Source organism: Streptomyces sp. WAC06614 (assembly GCF_003949795.1).
Lineage (GTDB): Bacteria > Actinomycetota > Actinomycetes > Streptomycetales > Streptomycetaceae > Streptomyces.
Window position 1 is genome coordinate 1 of sequence record NZ_RPRY01000117.1, and the last position, 20906, is coordinate 20906.

Annotated in this window: 22 protein-coding genes; 13 read left to right on the forward strand and 9 right to left on the reverse strand. The window is 72.8% G+C overall.

Annotation, left to right across the window (positions count from 1 at the left end; all coding sequences use genetic code 11):
• The first annotated feature begins 362 nt into the window (after positions 1-362).
• Positions 363-1487 (forward strand): DNA integrity scanning diadenylate cyclase DisA, encoded by a 1125-nt coding sequence (gene disA / locus EF918_RS17615; protein WP_125646829.1) that lies wholly within the window; start codon positions 363-365, stop codon positions 1485-1487.
• Between the two features lie 69 nt (positions 1488-1556).
• On the opposite strand, the gene EF918_RS37030 is transcribed toward disA, so the two are convergent.
• Complete coding sequence (locus EF918_RS37030) at positions 1557-2321, reverse strand: hypothetical protein (RefSeq protein WP_312847837.1); 765 nt, start codon at positions 2319-2321, stop codon at positions 1557-1559.
• 222 nt (positions 2322-2543) lie between these two features.
• Here EF918_RS37030 and EF918_RS17630 point away from each other — a divergent pair, with 222 nt between their 5' ends.
• From EF918_RS17630 to EF918_RS17660, 7 genes are all read left to right on the forward strand, one after another.
• On the forward strand, positions 2544-3155 hold the full coding sequence (locus tag EF918_RS17630; RefSeq protein WP_125646835.1) for a phosphatase PAP2 family protein: 612 nt from the start codon (positions 2544-2546) through the stop codon (positions 3153-3155).
• 22 nt (positions 3156-3177) lie between these two features.
• The gene (locus EF918_RS17635) at positions 3178-4170 is read left to right on the forward strand and encodes an A/G-specific adenine glycosylase (protein WP_125646838.1); all 993 of its coding nucleotides are present in this window, start codon (positions 3178-3180) and stop codon (positions 4168-4170) included.
• A 205-nt stretch (positions 4171-4375) separates the two neighbouring features.
• A complete protein-coding gene (locus tag EF918_RS17640; RefSeq protein WP_125646841.1) occupies positions 4376-4936 on the forward strand; it encodes a SigE family RNA polymerase sigma factor in 561 nt (186 codons plus the stop codon).
• 23 nt (positions 4937-4959) lie between these two features.
• Positions 4960-5583, forward strand: coding sequence for a hypothetical protein (locus EF918_RS17645; protein ID WP_125646844.1), 624 nt, complete (start codon positions 4960-4962; stop codon positions 5581-5583).
• A gap of 16 nt (positions 5584-5599) precedes the next feature.
• Positions 5600-6307 (forward strand): two-component system response regulator CseB, encoded by a 708-nt coding sequence (cseB, locus tag EF918_RS17650; RefSeq protein WP_125646847.1) that lies wholly within the window; start codon positions 5600-5602, stop codon positions 6305-6307.
• Positions 6304-7614: a two-component system sensor histidine kinase CseC gene (gene cseC / locus EF918_RS17655; protein ID WP_125646849.1), complete on the forward strand. Its 1311-nt coding sequence runs from the start codon at positions 6304-6306 to the stop codon at positions 7612-7614. Before cseB ends, cseC begins: the two co-directional genes overlap by 4 nt.
• Before the next feature lie 95 nt (positions 7615-7709).
• Positions 7710-8855, forward strand: a complete 1146-nt coding sequence (locus EF918_RS17660; protein ID WP_125646853.1) for a LamG domain-containing protein — start codon at positions 7710-7712, stop codon at positions 8853-8855.
• A 51-nt stretch (positions 8856-8906) separates the two neighbouring features.
• Here the strand turns inward: EF918_RS17660 and EF918_RS17665 are convergent, their stop codons facing one another.
• On the reverse strand, positions 8907-9458 hold the full coding sequence (locus EF918_RS17665; protein ID WP_125646856.1) for a M23 family metallopeptidase: 552 nt from the start codon (positions 9456-9458) through the stop codon (positions 8907-8909).
• Positions 9459-9759: 301 nt separating this feature from the next.
• On the opposite strand from EF918_RS17665, the gene EF918_RS39075 reads away from it, so the two are divergent.
• Positions 9760-12777: an NACHT domain-containing NTPase gene (locus tag EF918_RS39075; RefSeq protein WP_125646859.1), complete on the forward strand. Its 3018-nt coding sequence runs from the start codon at positions 9760-9762 to the stop codon at positions 12775-12777.
• Between the two features lie 85 nt (positions 12778-12862).
• Here EF918_RS39075 and EF918_RS17675 read toward each other — a convergent pair whose 3' ends face one another.
• Positions 12863-15388 (reverse strand): ATP-dependent Clp protease ATP-binding subunit, encoded by a 2526-nt coding sequence (locus EF918_RS17675; RefSeq protein ID WP_125646862.1) that lies wholly within the window; start codon positions 15386-15388, stop codon positions 12863-12865.
• A gap of 451 nt (positions 15389-15839) precedes the next feature.
• Between EF918_RS17675 and EF918_RS17685 the strand changes: the two genes are divergently transcribed.
• Entirely contained in the window at positions 15840-16493 is a 654-nt protein-coding gene (locus EF918_RS17685) for an SCO3374 family protein (RefSeq protein ID WP_125646866.1), read from the forward strand.
• Here the strand turns inward: EF918_RS17685 and EF918_RS17690 are convergent.
• The 5 genes from EF918_RS17690 to EF918_RS17705 all read right to left on the reverse strand — a co-directional run bounded on the left by EF918_RS17690 (position 16490) and on the right by EF918_RS17705 (position 18898).
• Positions 16490-16822 carry an Lsr2 family protein gene (locus EF918_RS17690; RefSeq protein WP_125646869.1) on the reverse strand — a complete coding sequence of 111 codons (333 nt, stop codon included), beginning with the start codon at positions 16820-16822 and terminating at the stop codon, positions 16490-16492. The genes EF918_RS17685 and EF918_RS17690 overlap by 4 nt on opposite strands.
• A gap of 163 nt (positions 16823-16985) precedes the next feature.
• The gene (locus EF918_RS17695) at positions 16986-17531 is read right to left on the reverse strand and encodes an amino-acid N-acetyltransferase (protein ID WP_125646871.1); all 546 of its coding nucleotides are present in this window, start codon (positions 17529-17531) and stop codon (positions 16986-16988) included.
• 10 nt (positions 17532-17541) lie between these two features.
• Positions 17542-17997, reverse strand: coding sequence for a BlaI/MecI/CopY family transcriptional regulator (locus EF918_RS17700; RefSeq protein WP_125646874.1), 456 nt, complete (start codon positions 17995-17997; stop codon positions 17542-17544).
• 104 nt (positions 17998-18101) lie between these two features.
• On the reverse strand, positions 18102-18272 hold the full coding sequence (locus EF918_RS37035) for a hypothetical protein (RefSeq protein ID WP_185921794.1): 171 nt from the start codon (positions 18270-18272) through the stop codon (positions 18102-18104).
• Between the two features lie 14 nt (positions 18273-18286).
• A complete protein-coding gene (locus EF918_RS17705) occupies positions 18287-18898 on the reverse strand; it encodes a hypothetical protein (RefSeq protein ID WP_125646877.1) in 612 nt (203 codons plus the stop codon).
• A 199-nt stretch (positions 18899-19097) separates the two neighbouring features.
• On the opposite strand from EF918_RS17705, the gene EF918_RS17710 reads away from it, so the two are divergent.
• The gene (locus EF918_RS17710; protein WP_125646880.1) at positions 19098-19544 is read left to right on the forward strand and encodes an SRPBCC family protein; all 447 of its coding nucleotides are present in this window, start codon (positions 19098-19100) and stop codon (positions 19542-19544) included.
• A 12-nt stretch (positions 19545-19556) separates the two neighbouring features.
• On the opposite strand, the gene EF918_RS17715 is transcribed toward EF918_RS17710, so the two are convergent.
• Positions 19557-20309 carry a GntR family transcriptional regulator gene (locus EF918_RS17715; protein ID WP_125646883.1) on the reverse strand — a complete coding sequence of 251 codons (753 nt, stop codon included), beginning with the start codon at positions 20307-20309 and terminating at the stop codon, positions 19557-19559.
• 111 nt (positions 20310-20420) lie between these two features.
• Here EF918_RS17715 and EF918_RS17720 point away from each other — a divergent pair, with 111 nt between their 5' ends.
• Both EF918_RS17720 and EF918_RS17725 read left to right on the forward strand, forming a co-directional pair.
• On the forward strand, positions 20421-20660 hold the full coding sequence (locus tag EF918_RS17720) for a hypothetical protein (protein WP_125646886.1): 240 nt from the start codon (positions 20421-20423) through the stop codon (positions 20658-20660).
• A gap of 4 nt (positions 20661-20664) precedes the next feature.
• A partial coding sequence (locus EF918_RS17725) for a hypothetical protein (protein WP_125646889.1) occupies positions 20665-20906 on the forward strand: 242 nt, incomplete at its 3' end.

Below are 20906 nucleotides of genomic sequence, written 5' to 3' on the forward strand. Positions count from 1 at the left end.
CCAGAAGCCACCCCAGGACTCCTGACCCCGCCCGGGTCCGGGCGCGCCCCCCACGCCGGCGGGGCTGGACGTGCGCTCCGCCGCCGGTCGCAGAAGAGCGCCGCGCGGGCGGGACGGATCCAGCCCGCGCGGCGTTCGAGCGCACGCGGCGCGGGGCGCCCGTTCCGGCGGCCCGGCCGGCGTTCGAGCCCAGGGGGCCGGGGGCGGAGCCCCGGGGGTTCTTGCCGCCGCGCCGGCGTTCGAGGCGTGGGGGTACGGGGGCAGAGCCGTCGAAAGCGGCTCGGGTTCGGTGTGCGCCGGTAGACTTTGGGCTGGTCCGCCCGGCCCCGGCCGGCGGCGCAACCCGCGACCGGAGGAGTGCAGTGGCAGCCAAGGACGGGGCAGCAGCACCCGGAAAGTCCGGCGCGAGCGCCAAGCACGAGGCACTGATGCGTGCTTCGCTGTCCGCCGTCGCCCCTGGTCAGCCCCTGCGCGACGGCCTGGAGCGGATCGTCCGCGGCAACACCGGCGGCTTGATCGTCCTCGGCATGGACAAGACCGTCGAGGCCATGTGTACGGGCGGTTTCGTCCTCGACGTGGAGTTCACCGCGACCCGGCTGCGCGAGCTGTGCAAGCTCGACGGCGCGGTCGTGCTCGACAAGGACATCAGCAAGATCCTCCGGGCCGGCGTGCAGCTGGTGCCGGACGCCTCGCTCCCGACCGAGGAGACCGGCACCCGGCACCGCACCGCGGACCGCGTGTCCAAGCAGTGCGGGTTCCCCGTCGTCTCCGTGTCCCAGTCGATGCGGCTGATCGCCCTCTACGTCGACGGCGAGCGCCGTGTCCTGGAGGAGTCCGGGGCGATCCTGTCCCGGGCCAACCAGGCCCTGGCCACCCTGGAGCGCTACAAGCTCCGCCTGGACGAGGTCGCCGGCACGCTGTCCGCGCTGGAGATCGAGGACCTGGTCACCGTGCGCGACGTCACCGCCGTCGCGCAGCGACTGGAAATGGTCCGCCGGATCGCGACCGAGATCGCCGAGTACGTCGTCGAGCTCGGTACGGACGGCCGCCTGCTCTCCCTCCAGCTCGACGAGCTCACGGTCGGCATCGAGCAGGAGCGCGAGCTGGTCATCCGCGACTACGTCCCGGAGCCCACGGCGAAGCGTTCCCGCACGGTCGACGAGGCGCTGGCCGAGCTGGACTCGCTGACCCACGCCGAGCTGCTGGAGCTGCCGATCGTGGCCCGGGCGCTCGGTTACACGGGCTCCCCGGAGACCCTGGACTCGGCGATCTCGCCGCGCGGCTACCGGCTGCTGGCCAAGGTGCCGCGGCTGCCCGGGGCGATCATCGAGCGGCTGGTGGAGCACTTCGGCGGGCTGCAGAAGCTGCTCGCGGCGAGCGTGGACGACCTGCAGACCGTGGACGGGGTCGGCGAGGCCCGGGCGCGCAGCGTCCGGGAGGGGCTGTCGCGGCTCGCCGAGTCCTCCATCCTCGAACGCTACGTCTGAGCCCGACCCCGGCGCGCCCGCCCCGGCGCGCCCGCCCCGGCCCGCGCGCCGAGTCCCGCTCGGCCCCGCTCAGTCCTGCTTCAGCACGAACGACGTCCGGGCCACCGGCATGCCCGGTGCCTTGACCTCGACCACGTAGGTGTCGGGCGAGGCGTTGCCCTGCGGCGGGCTCTGGCACTGGCCGGCCGCGCTGAACGAGCGGTCCCACTCCAGGGGCTGGGTGGTCTGGCCCTGGGCGGGCAGGCGGAAGAACACGTTGCCGGGGCCGTTCGGGCAGTGGTCGGAGGACCACACGGCCTTGTTGCTGCTGGCCTGAAGGATGGTCAGGACGGCCTGCTTGGGGCCGAGGTCGACCTTGCAGGTGGTGCCGGAGACGTTGCGGGCGAGCAGTTCCAGCCGGGGTCGCTCGCCGGGGGCGTACTCGTTCTTGACGCTGCGGACCTCCCACTGGAGGGCGCTCGGCGCGCAGGTGGGCAGCGGGGAGTTGGCCGGGACCTGGCCGCCGCCGGTGCCGGCACCGGCACCGGCACCGGAGCCGCCGCCCGCGCCCGCACCGGCGCCCGGGTCGCCGTTCTTGCCGGCGCCGCCCGCACCCGCGTCCGCGCCGCCGCCCGAGGCACCCGCGGCCGAGCCGGAACCCGCGTTCCCGCCCGACTCGTCGCGCCCGCCCGGAGCCCCGGTGATCGCGGGCCCGGTGCCGGGGGCGCCGGGGGTGATGGAGGCGAGGGGATCGGGGCCGCTCTGGCCCTTGCCGTTCGTGGAGCCGGGCCCTCCGCCGGACGTGACGGCCCATAGGGCGAGCAGCGCCAGGAGCGTCACGACGGAAGCCAGCACCGCCCTCCGTCGCCAGTAGATGGAGGAGGGGAGTGGCCCGACCGGATTGCGCAGAGATCCCACGCAGGGAACTCTACGAGAATTCGCAGGCCGATCCGTGCCCACCATGCCGCCGTGGACGGCGAGTTCTGCCGATGATCATCTCGCTCGGGCGTGTCAGGGGTGAGATTCGGCCGACCGCGGGATGAAGCCGATCATCCGCTTTGAGTACTGTCGGTCACCATGGACAGTTCGGACCTCTACCGCGACATCACCGGCGCCGCCCGTGCCACGCCCGGCTGGCTGCAGTCCGCCGTCGCGTGGTGGACCTCGGCGGGGATCGTCCTCTTCGGCATCCTCTTCGTCGTCCTGTGGTGGCGGGCGCGCACCGCGGAACCCCGCGCGACCGCCGTCGCCGTGCTCGCGCCGCTCGCCACGGCCCTGGCCTACGTGGTCTCGGAGCTGGTCAAGTCGACCGTGGACGAGGAACGGCCGTGCCGGGCCGTCGCCGGCGCCGCCGCCTCGCTGATCCCCTGTCCCCCGTACGGCGACTGGTCCTTCCCGTCCAACCACTCCGCCATCGCCGGCGCCGCCGCCGTCGCACTGGCCCTGGTCGCACCCCGGCTCGGCCTGCTGACCGTGCCGCTGGCCCTGCTGATGGCCTTCTCCCGGGTCTTCCTCGGGGTGCACTACCCGCACGACGTGGCGATGGGCCTGCTCCTGGGCGGTTCGGTGGCCCCGCTGGTGGTCCTGGCGCTGACCGGTCCGACCAGTACGCTCATCCGCACGATGCGCGGCAGCGGCAGCCGTCCGGCTGTCTGGTTCGCCGGTCCGGGCCCGGCACGCCACGGGTGATTCGTGCCAGGATGCGTCTGCCATGACTGCATCGCCTTCCACCTCCGCCCACGCCCCCGCACCGGCCTCCCCCGCCGCACCGGCTGCCGCCGGTGCCGCCGGGGCCGCGGACCGGGACCCGTCCCTCCCCGACGCCGCGAGCGCCCGCGCGCTGCACTCCCCCGTCCTCGCCTGGTTCGACGAGCACGCCCGCGACCTGCCGTGGCGGCGCCCCGAAGCGGGTGCGTGGGGAGTCATGGTCAGCGAGTTCATGCTCCAGCAGACCCCCGTCAACCGGGTCCTGCCGGTCTACGAGCAGTGGCTCGCCCGCTGGCCCCGCCCCGCCGACCTGGCCGCCGAGGCCCCCGGAGAGGCCGTACGCGCCTGGGGCCGGCTCGGCTACCCGCGCCGGGCGCTGCGCCTGCACGGCGCGGCCGTGGCCATAACGGAGCGGCACGGCGGCGACGTCCCGCGCGAGCACGCCCAGCTGCTCGCGCTGCCCGGGATCGGCGAGTACACCGCGGCCGCGGTGGCCTCGTTCGCCTACGGACAGCGGCACGCGGTCCTGGACACCAACGTCCGCCGGGTCTTCGCCCGGACCTCGACCGGCGTGGAGTACCCGCCGAACGCCACCACCGCCGCCGAACGCCGGCTGGCCCGGGCCCTGCTGCCCGAGGACGAGGGGACCGCGGCCCGCTGGGCGGCGGCCTCGATGGAGCTGGGCGCGCTGGTGTGCACGGCCCGCAACCCCGACTGCACGCGCTGCCCGGTGGCCGGACTGTGCGCGTGGCGGCTGGCGGGCAAGCCCGCCCACGACGGGCCGCCGCGGCGCGGGCAGACGTACGCGGGCACCGACCGGCAGGTGCGCGGCAAGCTGCTGGCGGTGCTGCGCGAGGCGACCGGGCCGGTGCCGCAGGCGCTGCTCGACGCGGTGTGGAACGAGCCGGTGCAGCGGGCCCGGGCCCTGGACGGACTGGTCTCCGACGGCCTGGTGGAACCCCTCGCGGGCGGCCTCTACCGGCTGCCGCTGACCTGACCCCACACGTCGACATGAACACGACGTGATCGCGAACTGACGCACAGGTTCCGCTCGTTCGAAGGAAAGCGCAGCTCAGGACCGCTGTTACACAACCTATGGATGTCCGTGCGTCCACCGATGTCTGGCTCGCACAGCCCCGTGACAACGCCTCCGTACCTTCGTTTCCGTGACCACGGGGAACAGACACGGAGGGCGGTCCGACATGGCGCACGGCGAGGTGCTCGAGTTCGAGGAGTACGTCCGCACCCGGCAGGACGCCCTGCTGCGCAGCGCCCGCCGCCTCGTCCCGGACCCGACCGACGCGCAGGACCTGCTCCAGACCGCGCTCGTGCGCACGTACGGCCGCTGGGACGGCATCGCGGACAAGTCGCTCGCCGACGCCTACCTGCGCCGCGTCATGATCAACACCCGTACCGAGTGGTGGCGCGCCCGCAAGCTGGAGGAGGTGCCCACCGAGCAGCTGCCCGACGCCAGCGTCGAGGACGGCACCGAGCAGCGGGCCGACCGCGCCCTGCTGATGGACATCCTCAAGGTGCTCGCGCCCAAGCAGCGCAGCGTGGTCGTGCTGCGACACTGGGAGCAGATGAGCACCGAGGAGACGGCCGCGGCGCTCGGGATGTCGGCGGGAACCGTGAAGAGCACTCTGCACCGTGCCCTGGCCCGGCTCCGGCAGGAGCTGGAGAGCCGGGACCTGGACCTGCGCGCCCTGGAGCGCGGTGACCGCACCCTGCAGCACGAGGGGCGGGAGCGGTGCGCGGCCTGAACGGCAGAGGCTCACTGGTACTGATGTCGGCGGGGACGGTCGTCCTCGTCGGCACTGTGCTGTTCGTGGTCGGCTGTTCCGACGGTGGCACCGGGCTGCGCGACGGGGGGCCCGCCCGGACCGACCAGGTCGCCAAGACGGCCTCGCCCCCTGCGGACGGCCTGCCCACCCCCTCGCCCTCCGGGCTGAAGAAGGTCGACCCGGTGGCGCTGATCAAGGCGGACCCGAAGGTCAGCGCCGCGGTCAAACGGGACCTCAAGCCCTGCACGGGCAAGGAGTACCCGATCGACGTGAGCTACGGGAAGGTCACCGGCAGCCCCGTCAACGACGTCGTCGTCAACGTGCTGTCCTGCGCCGATGCCGTCGGGCTCGGTTCGTACGTGTACCGCGAGGACGGCGGGAAGTACGAGAATGTCTTCTCGGACGAGCAGCCGCCCGTCTACGCGGAGATCGACCGGGGCGATCTGGTGGTCACCAAGCCGGTGTACGGCAAGTCCGACGCGCTGGCGTACCCGTCGGGCGAGGACGTGATCACCTTCCGCTGGAACGGGGAGAAGTTCCTGGAGCACGACCGGGTGCACACCGAGTACAGCAACGTGGTCGACGGCGGGGGCCAGCCCGCCCCGGCCGTGACGACGAAGAACTAGAGGCGAGGCTTTCCGCATGGCCGAGACCCATGTCCTGTTCGTGGAGGACGACGACGTCATCCGTGAGGCCACGACCCTGGCGCTGGAGCGCGACGGGTTCGTGGTCACCGCCATGCCCGACGGACTGTCGGGCCTGGAGTCGTTCCGGGCCGACCGGCCCGACATCGCGCTGCTCGACGTGATGGTCCCCGGCATGGACGGGGTCAGCCTGTGCCGTCGTATCCGTGACGAGTCCACCGTGCCGGTGATCATGCTCTCGGCGCGGGCCGACTCCATCGACGTGGTCCTCGGCCTGGAGGCCGGCGCCGACGACTACGTCACCAAGCCGTTCGACGGCTCCGTGCTGGTCGCCCGGATCCGCGCGGTGCTGCGCCGCTTCGGCCACGCCGGCGGCCCCGGCAACGGTGCGGCGGCCGAGGAGAGCGACTCCGCCGAGCGCGGGGTGCTCTCCTTCGGCGACCTGGAGGTCGACACCGAGGGCATGGAGGTCCGCAAGGCCGGTGCGCCGGTGGCGCTGACCCCGACCGAGATGCGGCTGCTGCTGGAGTTCTCCTCCGCGCCCGGGACGGTCCTGTCCCGCGACCGGCTGCTGGAGCGGGTCTGGGACTACGACTGGGGCGGCGACACCCGGGTCGTGGACGTCCACGTCCAGCGGCTGCGCACGAAGATCGGACAGGACCGCATCGAGACGGTCCGGGGCTTCGGATACAAGCTCAAGGCATGAGGCGGTTCACCCTGCGCACGGGGATCCGCTGGAAGATCACCATCGCCATCGCCGCCGTGGGCGCGCTCATCACCCTCGCACTGAGCCTGGTGGTGCACAGCGCCGCCCGCGTCTCGATGCTGGAGAGCGCCCGCGAGACCCAGCTCGACCGGGTCCAGTACATCTCCCGCAACGCCGAGGCCGGCCGCAAGCCGCCGATGGGCGCCAAGCTGAACGACCCGGAGCTGCCCCAGGAGCTGCGCGACAAGGCCCGCTCCGGGCGGCGCGGCACCTACGTCCAGGAGAAGCCGCGGGGCCTGCCCGAGGTGTGGGCGGCCGTGCCGCTCGGCAACGGGCAGGTGCTGTCGCTGCACAGCCAGTTCCGCGAGAGCGCCAACATGATGCGCGACCTCGACCGGGCCCTGGCCATCGGCTCCCTGGCCGTGGTCATCGGCGGCTCGGCGCTCGGCGTGCTCATCGGCGGCCAGATCTCGCGCCGGCTGCGCAAGGCCGCCGCCGCGGCCGGGAAGGTGGCGCTCGGCGACCCCGACGTACGCGTGCGTGACGCCGTGGGCGGGGTGGTCCGGGACGAGACCGACGACCTCGCCCGCGCGGTGGACGCCATGGCCGACGCCCTCCAGCAGCGCCTGGAGGCCGAGCGCCGGGTCACCGCCGACATCGCGCACGAGCTGCGCACCCCGGTCACCGGCCTGCTGACGGCGGCCGAGCTGCTGCCGCCGGGCCGGCCGACGGAGCTGGTGCGCGACCGGGCGCAGGCGATGCGGGTCCTGGTCGAGGACGTGCTGGAGGTGGCCCGGCTGGACAGCGCGTCGGAGCGGGCCGAGCTGCAGGACGTGGCGCTGGGCGAGTTCGTGGCCCGCCGGGTCACCGCGCTGATGCCGGAGGCCTCCGTACGGATCGTCGCCGACGAGGTCGTCAGCACCGACCCGCGCCGGCTGGAGCGGATCCTGGGCAACCTGCTCGCCAACGCCGGCCGCTACGGCCGCCCCCCGGTCCAGGTCGACGTCGAAGGCCGGGTCGTACGGGTCCGCGACCACGGGCCGGGTTTCCCCGAGGCGCTGCTGCGGGAGGGCCCGAGCCGGTTCCGCACCGGCTCCACCGACCGCGCGGGGGTCGGCCACGGGCTGGGGCTGACCATCGCCGAGGGCCAAGCGCGGGTGCTGGGCGCCCGGTTGACGTTCCGTAACGTCGCCGGGCCGGGCGGGGTCGACCGTGAGGGCGCGGCGGCCGGGGCGGTGGCGGTGCTGTGGCTGCCGGAGCACGCGCCGACCTCGACGGGCAGCTTCCCGGTGGTCCGGCTGCCCTGACCGGGCCGGCCGGCGGCGCAGCGGAAGGGGCCGCGGGCGCGAAGAGGGCCGACGGGCCGTTCGCACCGGAAGGCTGATGTCTTAGCATCCGTGCCATGACTGACGGTACGGATCGCCCGCAGACCCCCCAGCCGAACGGCGGCTACGGCTACCCTCAGCCCGGGCAGATACCCGGCGGCTACGGCTACCCGCAGCCCGGGCAACCGGGCCCGTACCAGCAGCAGCCGGCGGCCGGCCCGGGTCGGTTCGGGGAACCCGCGGGCCAGTTCGGGGACGTGCCGCAGCAGTTCGGGGCGCAGCCCGAGCCGTTCGGGGCGCAGCCGGGCGAGCAGGTCGCGTTCACCCCGACCCCGCAGCCGGACTGGCAGGCGATGGCCGACGACAACGACCGGCAGCGCTCGCGGCGCCGGATGATGGTCATCGGGGGCTCGGCGGTCGCCGTGGTCCTCGCCGTCGTCGGCGGCTATCTGGTCGTCTCGGGCGGCTCGGACGACCCGAAGAAGCCGAACACGGCCGCCTCGGGCTCCGCCTCCCCCTCCCCGTCGAAGTCGGAGGACAACGCGCCGACCGTGCAGGGCAACCCCAAGCTGCTGCGCGACCGCGGCAACGCCGGCCCGCCGGTGCACCTGGCGCTCTCCCAGGACGTGGACGTCTTCACGATGGACAACCGCGACGAGATCCGCCTCAAGGGCGGCCCGGAGTCGTACGCGCAGGGCCCCGAGCAGGCCGTGGACGTGACGAAGAGCTTCACCATCACCACCCGCGTCTACACGGTGGTGGACAACGGCTCCCGGATGGCGATCAGCCAGGGCGACGGCAGCTCGTACTCGTTCGAGCTGGGCTACGAGGCCGCCGGCGGCAAGAAGTCGTGGGTCTTCCGGGTGCAGACCGGTGACCAGGGCGCGGCCGCGACCGCCCAGCAGGTCGTGGCGGACGCCGGGGCCGACCCGGAGAAGAAGTGGGTGCAGCTGACCGGCACCTACGACGCGGGGACGAAGACGATCGCCCTCTACGTGAACGACAAGCCGGCCGGCCAGGCCCAGATCCCCGGCATCTGGGCGGGTCCGGGCCCGCTGCAGCTGGGCCGGGCCCGCCACCACGGGGTGTGGAGCGGCTCCTGGGTGGGCTCGATGGACCGGATCCGGTTCTGGGACAAGGCGCTCACCCCGCAGCAGGTGGCGACCCTGGACTCCGGCAAGCTGGACTCCCTGGGCAAGCCGACCCATGCCTGGCTCATCTGACGCGGGACCCGGCGGGGACCGCCCCGGCGGGGGCCGTCGGCCCGGCGGGGGTCAGAGCTTGACGCCGACCTTGCTGAAGAAGGCGATCGGGTTGACGGCGGAGCCGTAGTTCGGGGTCGTACGGATCTCGAAGTGCAGGTGCGGGCCGGTGGAGTTGCCGGTGTTGCCGGACAGGCCGATCTGCTGCTGGGTGGTGACCTTCTGGCCGACCTTGACCTGGATCTTCGACAGGTGGGCGTACTGCGAGTACGTCTTGTCGGCGTGCTTGATCACGATGGCGTTGCCGTACGCGGGGCCGTCGCCGGCACCGTTGCCGCCGGCCTTGACGACGACACCGCTGCTGGCGGCCTTGACCGGGGTGCCGACCGGCACGGCGAAGTCCTGGCCGGAGTGCTTGTGCGACCACAGCGAGCCGCCCTTGCCGAAGGTCGCGGACAGCGTGTACTTCGCCAGCGGGGCCTTCCATCCGGCCGCGGCGCCGGCCGCCGACTCGGCGGCGGTGGCGGTCCCGGCGAGGCCGAGCGCGAGCGCGGCTCCGACACCGGTGGCGACGGCGGTGGTAAGGCGGCGGGTACGACGGGTACGGGCGCTGTTCACGGACATGCGGGATCCTCCGGGGACGGTGCTCGGGTGACGCCCCAGAAGGCGGGGCCCGTCTTTGGTAACCCGGGCCCCGCGGACTTCCCAAACCTGGCCTTTACTAGCGGAGCTCGTAGCGGCAGGGCGTGTGGCGGACCGGATTGACGGGCGCCAACTGGGCGAACACCCCCGGTGGCATATGCGGACGATCTACGAATTCGCGTCGTAGGTCCGATTTGTTCCGTGGGGCTTGTCACCCGCCCCCGGGCCCGGACCGGCTCGTTCCGGCCCGCGCCCGCACGCCGCCTCGCTACGCTCACGCGTCGTGGACGCATCGATGGTGGGGGTCCGGCTGGCGTCGGGCGCACTGACGCCGCTGATCAAGAAGCTGTTCCGCACGGATGGCGACGGGGCCGGCCTGGTCACCGAACCGGTCCGCCTCTCCGCCTACGTCTCCTGGCGGGAGAAGCGGTCCCTCGACGCGGCCGACCTGGACCGGCTCGCCACCCGGCTGGTGGCCCGGGCCCTGGCGGCGCCCGGCGAGCGACCCTTGCCGGAGGGCGAGGAGGCCGGGGTGGCCACCGCCCTCGCGGTCACCCTGCACGCGCTCGGCGACCTGACCCTGACCGACGCCCAGGCGGTGGCGATGGGCCCGGCGGCCTTCGCCGCCGCCCTGCGCGCCCAGGCCCCCGACCCCGGTCTGTCCCAGGACGCCGCACTCTTCCACGAGCGGCTGCTGCAGACCGCCTGCCTGCACATCCTGAACTTCTTCACCCAGCGCTCGACCTTCGTCCGCGCCGCCCTGGTCGACCAGTCCCGACGGCTCGCCGAGGTCGCCGCCGCGCTGGAGGACGTACGGGAGCGGCTGCCGCGGCAGGACGCGCGGGACCTCGCCTTCGAGACCGACTACCGGGCGTACCTGGCCCGCCGCTACGGCACGCTGACCATCTACGGGCTCGACCTGGAGCCCGGGTCGGAGCGCTGGCCCCTGGACACCGCCTACGTCGGCCTGGAGGTCACCGCCCTGTCGTCCGGCGACCCCGCGGCGCCGCCCGCCCCGGACCTGCCGGCGCTCTGGGAACGCGCCGTCCTGCCGTCCGCGCGGGCCTCCCGCGACCCGCGCCGGGGCCGCGTGATGCTGCGCGGCGAGGCCGGCTCGGGCAAGACCACCCTGATCCAGTACCTCGCGGTGACCGCCGCCCGCTCACTCGACGCCCTGGTCCCGTTCGTCCTCCCGCTGCGCACCCTCACCCGCCGGGGCGACCGGTTACCGACCCCGCGGGACCTCCTGGCCGCCGCGGGCTCCGCGCTGGCCGGCAGCCAGCCCGAGGGCTGGGAGTCCCGCGTGCTGCGCGCGGGCCGCGCGCTGATGCTGGTCGACGGCATCGACGAGATCCCCGAGGCCGAACGGCCCGGCGCCCGCGCCTGGCTCGCCGACCTGATCACCGCCTTCCCCGACAACGCCTGGCTGGTCACCTCCCGGCCTTCGGCCGTCCGGACGGACTGGCTGAGCACCGAGCGGTTCACCGAAGCGACCCTGGCGCCGATGAACCGGGACCACGTCCGCACCTTCATCGACCGCTGGCACGACGCCGCCGTCACCGGCGACCCGCGCCGCGACGCCGCCCTCCCGGACCTGCGCGACGCCCTCCGGCAGTCCGTCCGCAGCAAGCCCGAGCTGGCCCGGCTGGCCACCAGCCCGCTGCTCTGCGGGCTGATCTGCGCCCTGCACCGGGAACGGCACGGCTTCCTGCCCTCGGGCCGCAAGGAGCTCTACACGGCCGCCCTGTCGATGCTGCTGCACCGCCGGGACCGGGAACGGCAGGTCCGGGCCCCCGAACTGGGCGAGGAGCCACAGCTCCAGCTCCTCCAGCGGCTCGCCCACTGGCTGATCCGCAACGGCCGCACCGAGCTGGCCCGGGACCGGGCCGAGGAGCTGATCGCGGCCGCGCTGCCGGCCGTACCGGAGGCCGCCCGGGTCCTGGGCGGCGCACCGGCCGTCCACCGCCACTTCCTGGAGCGGACCGGCCTGCTGCGCGCCCCCACGGAGGACACCGTCGAGTTCGTCCACCGCACCTTCCAGGACTTCCTGGGCGCCAGGGCCGCCCTGGACGAGGGCAGCACGGGCGAGCTGGCCCTGCACGCCGACGACGACCAGTGGGAGGACGTCATCCGCATGGCGGTCGCCCAGGGCCGCCCCCGGGAACGCGCCGAGATCATGCGCGCCCTCCTGGACCGGGGCACGACCCGCTCGACCCTGCTGGCCGTGGCCTGCCTGGAGTACGCGGCGGAGCTGGATCCCGCGCTGCGGGAGGAGGCGACCAGGGCCGCGGCGGGCCTGTGGCCTCCGGCCGACGCCGCGCAGGCCGAGCGCCTCGGCGCCGCCGCCGGGGCGCTGGTGCTGGACCTGCTGCCCGATCCGGCGCGCACGGACGACGAGCGGACCGCCCACCTGGCGGTGCTCACGGCCGCAGCCACCACTGCGGAAGAGGCCGTCGCCTACCTGTCCGGATACACCGCCCACCCGTCGGCGAAGGTACGGACGGTGCTGGCCGAGTTCTGGCCGCTCTTCGACGCGGGCCGCTACGCCCACGAGGTCGTGAAACGGCTCGATCCACCCCCGGAGCACCTCACCCTGATGTCCGACGACATGCTCGCGGAGCTGCCGCTGTTCGACCGGCCCCCGCAGCTGCGGGTGCGGGGGAACGTCTCCGCGGCGGCCCTGTCCGCGTTCGTACGGCGCTGTCCGGTGGAGGACCTGGACCTGTCCGGCCTGCCCCGGGTCGACATGCTGGAGCTCCGCCGCTCGCCCACCCTGCGCAAGCTGGCCCTGCGCGTCTGGCCGGCCCTGGAGCACTACCAGGGGCTGGACGCCCTGACCGGGCTGACCGGGCTGCCGGTCGAGGAGGTGGCCCTCACCCTGGCCGGTCCCCAGCGGCTGGGACCGGTCCTGCGGACCTGGGCGCGGCTGCGCACCCTCCGGCTGGCCGGGCGGGCCGACTGGGCCTTCACCGACCTGCCGCACGAGCGGCTGGAGATGCTCGACCTCAACAGCGCGCCCGCGTCGCTGTCCGGGCTCGGAGTGCAGCAGGAGCTGGGGCTGCTCGCCCTCGGGGAGCACTGGCGCCCGTCGGACCCGTCCGACTGGGACGAGCTGTCCCGCCTGGAACGGCTGGAGTACCTCTTCGTCCACGTCGACGTGCTGCCGGCGCTGGCGGACCACGCCCGCCTGCCCGCCCTCCGGGAGCTCTGGTACTACAGCGACCATTTCGTGGAACCCGCCCTGGGAGAGGTGCTGGCGGCCCGCTTCCCGCGCGCCACCGTGCGGGTGGTCGACTGGTAGCCGGTGCGGCAACGGGAACGGGGCGGCCCCGGGACCGTGAGGTCCCGGGGCCGCCCCGTTGTCCGCTCAGGCCGCTGCGCGCAGCCTAGGCGCCCTTGCTCAGGTCCGGGCCCGGCCCGGTGGCCTCGATGGGCGGGACGTCGGGCAGGGCCGACTTCTCCTCGCCGCGGAAGGTGAACTTGGCGGTCTCGCCCTCACCCTCGGTGCCGACGACCACGATGTGACCGGGGCGCAGCTCGCCGAAGAGGATCTTCTCCGACAGGATGTCCTCGATCTCGCGCTGGATCGTGCGGCGCAGCGGACGCGCACCCAGGATCGGGTCGTAGCCGCGCTTGGCCAGCAGGAGCTTGGCCTCGCCGCTGAGCTCGATGCCCATGTCGCGGTCCTTGAGGCGCTCGTCCACCTTGGCGATCATCAGGTCGACGATCTGGATGATGTCTTCCTGCGACAGCTGGTGGAAGACCACCGTGTCGTCGACACGGTTCAGGAACTCGGGGCGGAAGTGCTGCTTCAGCTCCTCGTTGACCTTGGCCTTCATCCGCTCGTAGCCGGTCTTGACGTCGCCCTGGGCGGCGAAGCCCAGGTTGAAGCCCTTCGAGATGTCCCGGGTACCCAGGTTGGTCGTCATGATGATGACCGTGTTCTTGAAGTCCACGACCCGGCCCTGGGAGTCGGTCAGGCGACCGTCCTCCAGGATCTGGAGAAGGGAATTGAAGATATCCGGGTGGGCCTTCTCGACCTCGTCGAAGAGGACGACGGAGAACGGCTTGCGGCGCACCTTCTCGGTGAGCTGGCCGCCCTCTTCGTAGCCCACGTAGCCGGGGGGCGAACCGAAGAGGCGGGAAACCGTGTGCTTCTCGCTGAACTCCGACATGTCGAGGGAGATCAGCGCGTCCTCGTCACCGAAGAGGAATTCGGCGAGCGTCTTGGAGAGCTCGGTCTTACCGACACCGGACGGGCCGGCGAAGATGAACGAGCCACCGGGGCGCTTCGGGTCCTTCAGACCGGCCCGCGTACGGCGGATGGCCTGGGAAAGGGCCTTGATCGCGTCCTTCTGACCGATGACGCGCTTGTGCAGCTCGTCCTCCATGCGGAGCAGTCGGCTGGACTCCTCCTCGGTCAGCTTGAACACCGGGATGCCGGTCGCGGTCGCGAGGACCTCGGCGATGAGCTCGCCGTCGACCTCGGCGACGACGTCCATGTCGCCGGCCTTCCATTCCTTCTCGCGCTTGGCCTTCGCGGCGAGGAGCTGCTTCTCCTTGTCGCGGAGCGAGGCCGCCTTCTCGAAGTCCTGGGAGTCGATCGCGGACTCCTTGTCCCGGCGGACGGCCGCGATCTTCTCGTCGAACTCGCGGAGGTCCGGCGGCGCGGTCATCCGGCGGATGCGCATCCGGGAGCCGGCCTCGTCGATCAGGTCGATCGCCTTGTCCGGGAGGAAGCGGTCCGAGATGTACCGGTCGGCGAGGGTGGCCGCCTGGACGAGGGCCTCGTCGGTGATGGAGACGCGGTGGTGGGCCTCGTACCGGTCGCGCAGACCCTTGAGGATCTCGATGGTGTGCGGCAGCGACGGCTCGGCGACCTGGATGGGCTGGAAGCGGCGCTCCAGGGCCGCGTCCTTCTCCAGGTGCTTGCGGTACTCGTCGAGCGTGGTCGCACCGATGGTCTGGAGCTCACCGCGGGCCAGCATCGGCTTCAGGATCGAGGCCGCGTCGATGGCGCCTTCCGCGGCACCCGCACCGACCAGCGTGTGGAGCTCGTCGATGAACAGGATGATGTCGCCGCGGGTGCGGATCTCCTTGAGGACCTTCTTCAGGCGCTCCTCGAAGTCACCGCGGTAGCGGGAGCCGGCGACGAGCGCACCGAGGTCGAGGGTGTAGAGGTGCTTGTCCTTGAGGGTCTCGGGCACCTCGCCCTTGACGATGGCCTGGGCCAGGCCCTCGACGACCGCCGTCTTGCCGACGCCGGGCTCGCCGATGAGGACCGGGTTGTTCTTGGTGCGGCGGGACAGCACCTGCATGACCCGCTCGATCTCCTTCTCGCGCCCGATGACCGGGTCGAGCTTGGACTCGCGGGCCGCCTGGGTGAGGTTGCGACCGAACTGGTCCAGGACGAGCGAGGTCGAGGGGGAACCCTCGGCCGGGCCGCCTGCCGTGGCCGCCTCCTTGCCACCGCCGGAGTAGCCGGAGAGCAGCTGGATGACCTGCTGCCGCACCCGGTTCAGGTCGGCGCCGAGCTTCACGAGGACCTGGGCGGCGACGCCCTCGCCCTCGCGGATCAGGCCGAGCAGGATGTGCTCGGTGCCGATGTAGTTGTGGCCGAGCTGGAGGGCCTCGCGGAGCGACAGCTCCAGGACCTTCTTGGCACGAGGGGTGAAGGGGATGTGGCCGGACGGGGCCTGCTGGCCCTGGCCGATGATCTCCTCCACCTGCTGGCGGACCGCCTCAAGCGAAATGCCGAGGCTCTCCAGGGCCTTAGCGGCGACACCCTCACCCTCGTGGATCAGACCCAGGAGGATGTGCTCGGTGCCGATGTAGTTGTGGTTGAGCATCCGGGCTTCTTCCTGAGCCAGGACGACAACCCGCCGCGCGCGGTCGGTGAACCTCTCGAACATCGTTATTCGCTCCTCAGAGCGGTCGGGCAGTACGGGGTCGGTCCCCGCCCTGTCCTTCCGCATGCTAGTCCCGACGGACGGGACAGCTCATTCCAACTGCCGACATCCGCCGCGGCTCACCCTCACGACCGTGAGGAAAAACCGGCTTGAACAGCCGACAACTGCTCCAACCCGATAGTGGGGAACGATGTTCCCGCAGGCCAGGCAGATACCCGTCAGGCCTGTACGCCGATGGCGAACGGATGCCCCTCAAAACGCCGGGTCGTCCCGATCCACTAGGAAAGTCTTACCCCCCGCCACCGACAGTCCATGCCGTAGGGGCGGGGGCTCTCCGCTGAGGGCGAACACCCTTGCGGGCCGAATCCGTCGTTCCGGCCACCCGGGTCCGTACGTTCCGCGCCCGTGCGGGCGCATTGCGTAACTCGCCCGCTCCGGTGGCGTTGATGCGGACATGGCCCACACCGTGCCGCTGCCCCGGTTCTCGCCCGAGCGCGAGGACGAGGAGTACGCCGACTGGTACGCGCAGGTGCTCGGCTGGCCCGTCGCGGGCGGTCCGCCGGCGCAGCTGGTCACCGGGGTGCTCTTCGACGTGCTGGAGCTGCCGGCCGACGCCGGGACGCGGCTGCTGCACCGGGGCGTGGCCACCGGTCCGGTGGCGCGGATGGGGCGCAGGATGCGGTTCCTGGTCGCCGCGGGTGCCGCGGAGGAACTCGACGGGATCCTCGACTGGCTGGAATGGGGCGGGGTCGCCCTGGACCTGGCCGCCCTGGGTGCGGGTGGCCGGATCACCGCCCCGGTTCCCCCTGGTCGGCACGGCCACGGGGGTCCCGGCGGGCGGGCCGGTGCGTGCGGTGGACGGGGTCCCGCGCAGGGCGCCGAGGGGTCCGCAGGAGCCGCCGTCTGGCTGCGGCCCCCCGGCCCGGGGTGCGAGGCCGTGCTGCCCGCGCTGTCGGCGCGGGGGCCGGGCAGTGCGGGCGCCGCCGGGTCCGGCCTGGTGCGGCTGGTCGGCGCGGCGGCCACCGAGTGCCACCGGGCCCGGCTGGGGCGTACGGCGGCCCGTCCTGCCGCTCGTACGGCCCCGTGGGGCGTGACCGGTCTCGCCTAGCGGTTCTCGTAGGCCTCGCGGATCTCGGCCGGGACGCGGCCCCGGTCGTTGACGTTCATGCCCTGGGCCTTGGCCCAGGCGCGGATCTCCGCGGTGTCCGGGTTGCCCGACGCCGCGACGGCGCGGCCGCCCTTGGCCCGGCCGGCGGCACGGCCACCGGTACGACGGCCACCCTTGAGGTACGGCTCCAGCAGACCGCGAAGCTTTTCTGCGTTGGCGGTGGTGAGGTCGATCTCGTAGGTCTTGCCATCCAGCGCGAACGTCACGGTCTCGTCCGCCTCGCCACCGTCGAGGTCGTCGACAAGAAGGACCTGAACCTTCTGTGCCACCGGATTTCCTTTCATCGAAAAAGCAGTACGCGGAAAGGAAACCGCTTTCGCGGGAAAAACACAAACCCCCCGGGCGAGGTTCAGGGGCGGAACAGGGCGGGAAACATGCGCGATTCGGACATAGGCCACGGCCGGTGGGCGCAGGAATAGCCGCGCGGCCGGATCACAGGTGCAGAAGCATCCGGCTGTTGCCCAAGGTGTTCGGCTTCACTCGTTCGAGACCGAGGAACTCGGCGACGCCCTCGTCATAGGAACGCAGGAGCTCGGTGTACACATCGGTGTCCACCGGGGTCTCGCCGATCTCGACGAACCCGTGCTTGGCGAAGAAGTCCACTTCGAAGGTCAGGCAGAATACCCGGCGCACCGCCAGCTCCCGGGCCGTGCGCAACAAGCGGCCGAGCAGCAAGTGGCCGACTCCCGCCCCGCGCAACTCCCGGTCCACGGCCAGAGTGCGTACCTCGGCGAGGTCTTCCCACATCACGTGGAGGGCGCCGCAGCCGACCACCGTGCCGTCGGAGTCCCGCTCCGCGACCCAGAACTCCTGGATGTCCTCGTAAAGGGTCACCGGGGCTTTGTCGAGCAGGATCCGGTCCTGGACGTACTGGTTCAGCAGGCGGCGCAGCGCGGGAACGTCCAAGGTGCGGGCCCGGCGGATCGTGACGGCTTTTGACTCTGCACCGGCAGCGGGAACTCGCGGTTCGTCTTCCATGCGCCGGACGCTATCGCCCCGCGGCGGGCGGTTCGCCGCCGGAGTCCCCTTCCGCCGGCGGCTGCTGGGGGGCCTGCGGCCGTTCCTGCCGGTCCGGGGGTTCCCCGTCGCGCTGGACGACCCGTACGGCGTCGCGCAGGGCCTCGCGCTGCTCCGGCGACATCATCTCGAAGAAGGCCACGAGCGCGGCGGCGGGGTTGTCGCTGGTGGACCAGGCTTCGTTCATCAGTGCGGCCGAGTACGCGGCGCGCGTGGAGACCGCCGTATATCGATAGGCGCGTCCCTCGGCCTCCCGACGGACCCAGCCCTTCTGATGAAGATTGTCCATGACGGTCATGACCGTCGTGTATGCGATGGACCGTTCCTGCTGGAGGTCTTCCAGCACTTCCCGGACAGTGACCGGGCGGTTCCACTGCCACACCCGGGTCATGACGGCGTCTTCGAGTTCTCCCAAGGGGCGAGGCACAACAGCACGATAGTGCGGGATGTCCGGGATTTCCCGGCCAGCGCCCCGGGGCGCCCGACAAAAAAATCGGGCGCACACCCCGGAAGGGGTCTGCGCCCGCGGTCCTACTGCTGGTGGGGCTGCTGGCCGCTCTCGGCACGGGCGAGGACCGCATCGACCGCGGCGTCCTCCTTGGCCTTGTTGGCGCCGCCCTGGCTCTTCACGATCGTCACGACGAGCGCGATGAAGAACACGGCCATCACGAAGGGGGGAACGAGCGCGGATACGTAGTCCATGCTCCCCAGCCTAGCTACCCCGCGGCGCGCCGGGCCGCCGGGGGCGGGGTGGGCCTGCGGCGCGGCGGGAACACTTCGCCGGGCGTGGGGACCGGCCGGTCGGGCCGGGGTGCCGCCGGTTTCTGCGGGGCGGGCTCGGCCGGCCGCTCGGGGGCGCTCTCCTCCCCCTCCCGGCCACCGGAGTCCTTGCCGCCCGCCACGGCCGTCAGCCGGGCCCGCGGTACGGCGGCCACCCCGGGCCGGATACCCAGGGCCCGGTGGGCGCAGCGGTCGAGCAGGGCGCCCGCGGCGGCGTTGCCGCGCAGGGCGCGCAGGGCCGCGAGGTCCTCGGAGCCGGGCCGGTAGCCGGCCCGCAGGGCGTCCTGGAGCAGCTCCAGGTAGCCGGTCAGGCTGCCGGGCAGGGCCTGGCGGTAGCGCCCGAGGTCCTCGGCCAGGAACTCTCTGAGCCGGCCGGCCTCGCGCGCCGCTTCGTCGACCGCCTGCGCCAGACGCAGGCAGTCCTGGACGTCGGCGGCGGGCAGGGGGGCCGTGGAGGACTGGAGAGCGTGGGCGAGGGAGCGCCGGAGCACGTGCAGCTCCGCCGCGCTGAACGCCATACCGCCGCGGGATCCGTAGGGCGTGGGCATGGGGCGAAGATACGCGCTAATCGGACAAAATCCCCCCTACGTCACCCGTCCCGGCGCGGCGCGTCACCCGGTGGGACGATTGACATGATTCCCCCGCAAAAGGGGACACCGCGCACGACCACTGCGAGGCTGCTGCCCGCCCGCCGCACGACCGCGCCCGGACCACCGGGCGGAAAGCCCTTCTCCCCCAGGGGGCGAGATGAGCACGATCAAGGAATCCGTGGAGATCGACCGGCGCCCGGAAGAGGTGTTCGCGTATCTCATGGACCCCGGCCACCTTCCGGAATGGCAGGAGAGCGCCGTCTCGGCCCGGCGGGTGGGCGACGCCCCGCTCGGCGTCGGCTCGCACCTCCAGGTGCTGCGCCGGATCGGCCGCCGGGAGTTCCCGATGACCCTGGAGGTCACGGAACTCGACCCGCCCCGGAGCTGGGGCTACCAGGGCATCGACGGCCCGGTCCGGGGCCAGGTGCACGGCACCGTCGAACCCCTCGACGGCGGCCGCCGCTCCCGGGTCACCATCGACCTCGACTTCGAGTCCCACGGCATGGGGAGGGTCCTGGTCCCCCTGGTGGTCCGCCCGCACGCCCGCAAGGAGATGCCCCGCGACGAGCGGATCCTGAAGAGCATCCTGGAACGCGGCATCTGACCGCGGGCCGGGTCACTCCACGCCGAACTCGTACGCGATCTCGGTGCGGATGTCCGCCAGGACGATGTCGGCCGTCTCCACCGGGCGGCCCGCGCCGTCGTAGTACGTGCGCTCGATCTCGGTGATCAGGTCGCCGATGCTGATGCCGAGCAGGTTGGCCTGCGCCTGGGTGGCCCGGGCCGGGCGGGGGACCTCGACCGCGGAGGCCACGTCGATCCCGATCGAGCGCATCCGCTCCACCACGCCCACGCCCTGCTGGCGGCCCATCTCGGGCAGCTCGACCGGGGTGCCGTGGGTCAGGGCCATCGGCTCCCAGGAGCGGGACAGCTGCACGGGCCGGCCGTCGGCCAGGTACTCGTAGTCGGTCAGGACGCACAGGTCGCCGGGCTCGATGGCGAGCCGCGCCGCGATGTCCTCGGGCGCCGGCACCCGGGCCTGCGACCGGGACTCGCAGGAGGCGGCCTGGCCCTGTCCGGCCACCTCGGCGGCGAACTGCCGGCCCGCCCGGGCGGCCCGGCGGCGCGAGCGGACCAGGCGCAGCCGCCGGCGCGGCCGGCGGACGTAGGTGCCGGAACCGGCCCGGCCCTCCAGGAAGCCCTCGATGATCAGCCGCTCCATGGCGCGCTGGGCGACGCTCTGTCCGACGGCGTACTCCTCGGCGAACCGCGCACGGGAGGGCAGTTTCGCGCCGATCGGCCATTCCCCGGCCTCGATGCGGGCGCGCAGGGCGTCCGCCACCTGCAAGTACGCGTTCTCACGGGGCATATGGGCCGTCCTGTCCCTACTCCGGCGGAGATTGACAAGCTAACCCATCAGGTTGAAGCTGAATGTTCAGCATGACGATGAGCGACAACGCGCTCACCGTGAGGGGGACCCGTGTGCTCCGCCGAGGCCCAAGCCACCGCCCTGGCCGCCCTGCTCGCCGCCGCGACCGGCACCGAGCCCCGGCTCGACGCGACCCACGACCGGATCCGCATCGAGGCGGACCTGCCGACGGAACTCGGCCCGGCGGTGCACGCGGACATCCTCCGGACGCTCGCCCAGGGCGCGCGCTACGGCCATCAGCGGACCCACGGCGGCGAGGACACCGTGTGGGTCGAGATCGACAGGAGGTGAACGAGTGATCTCAGCCGGATTCACCACGAGCCCGACGGACGTCACGGTCTGCGAGGCCTGCTGGAAGGACCCGGTCCAGGCGGTCCGCACCACCCCGCTCGCCCCCCACCGGGACCTGCTGTGCACGTCCTGCGCGGCGCAGGGCCACCCGGTCCGGGTGGAGCTGTTCCCGCCGCTCGGCGTCTACCGGCTCACCCGGACCAGGGTGAGCCGGGGGAAGCACCGCAACCCCGGCCACCCCGAGCC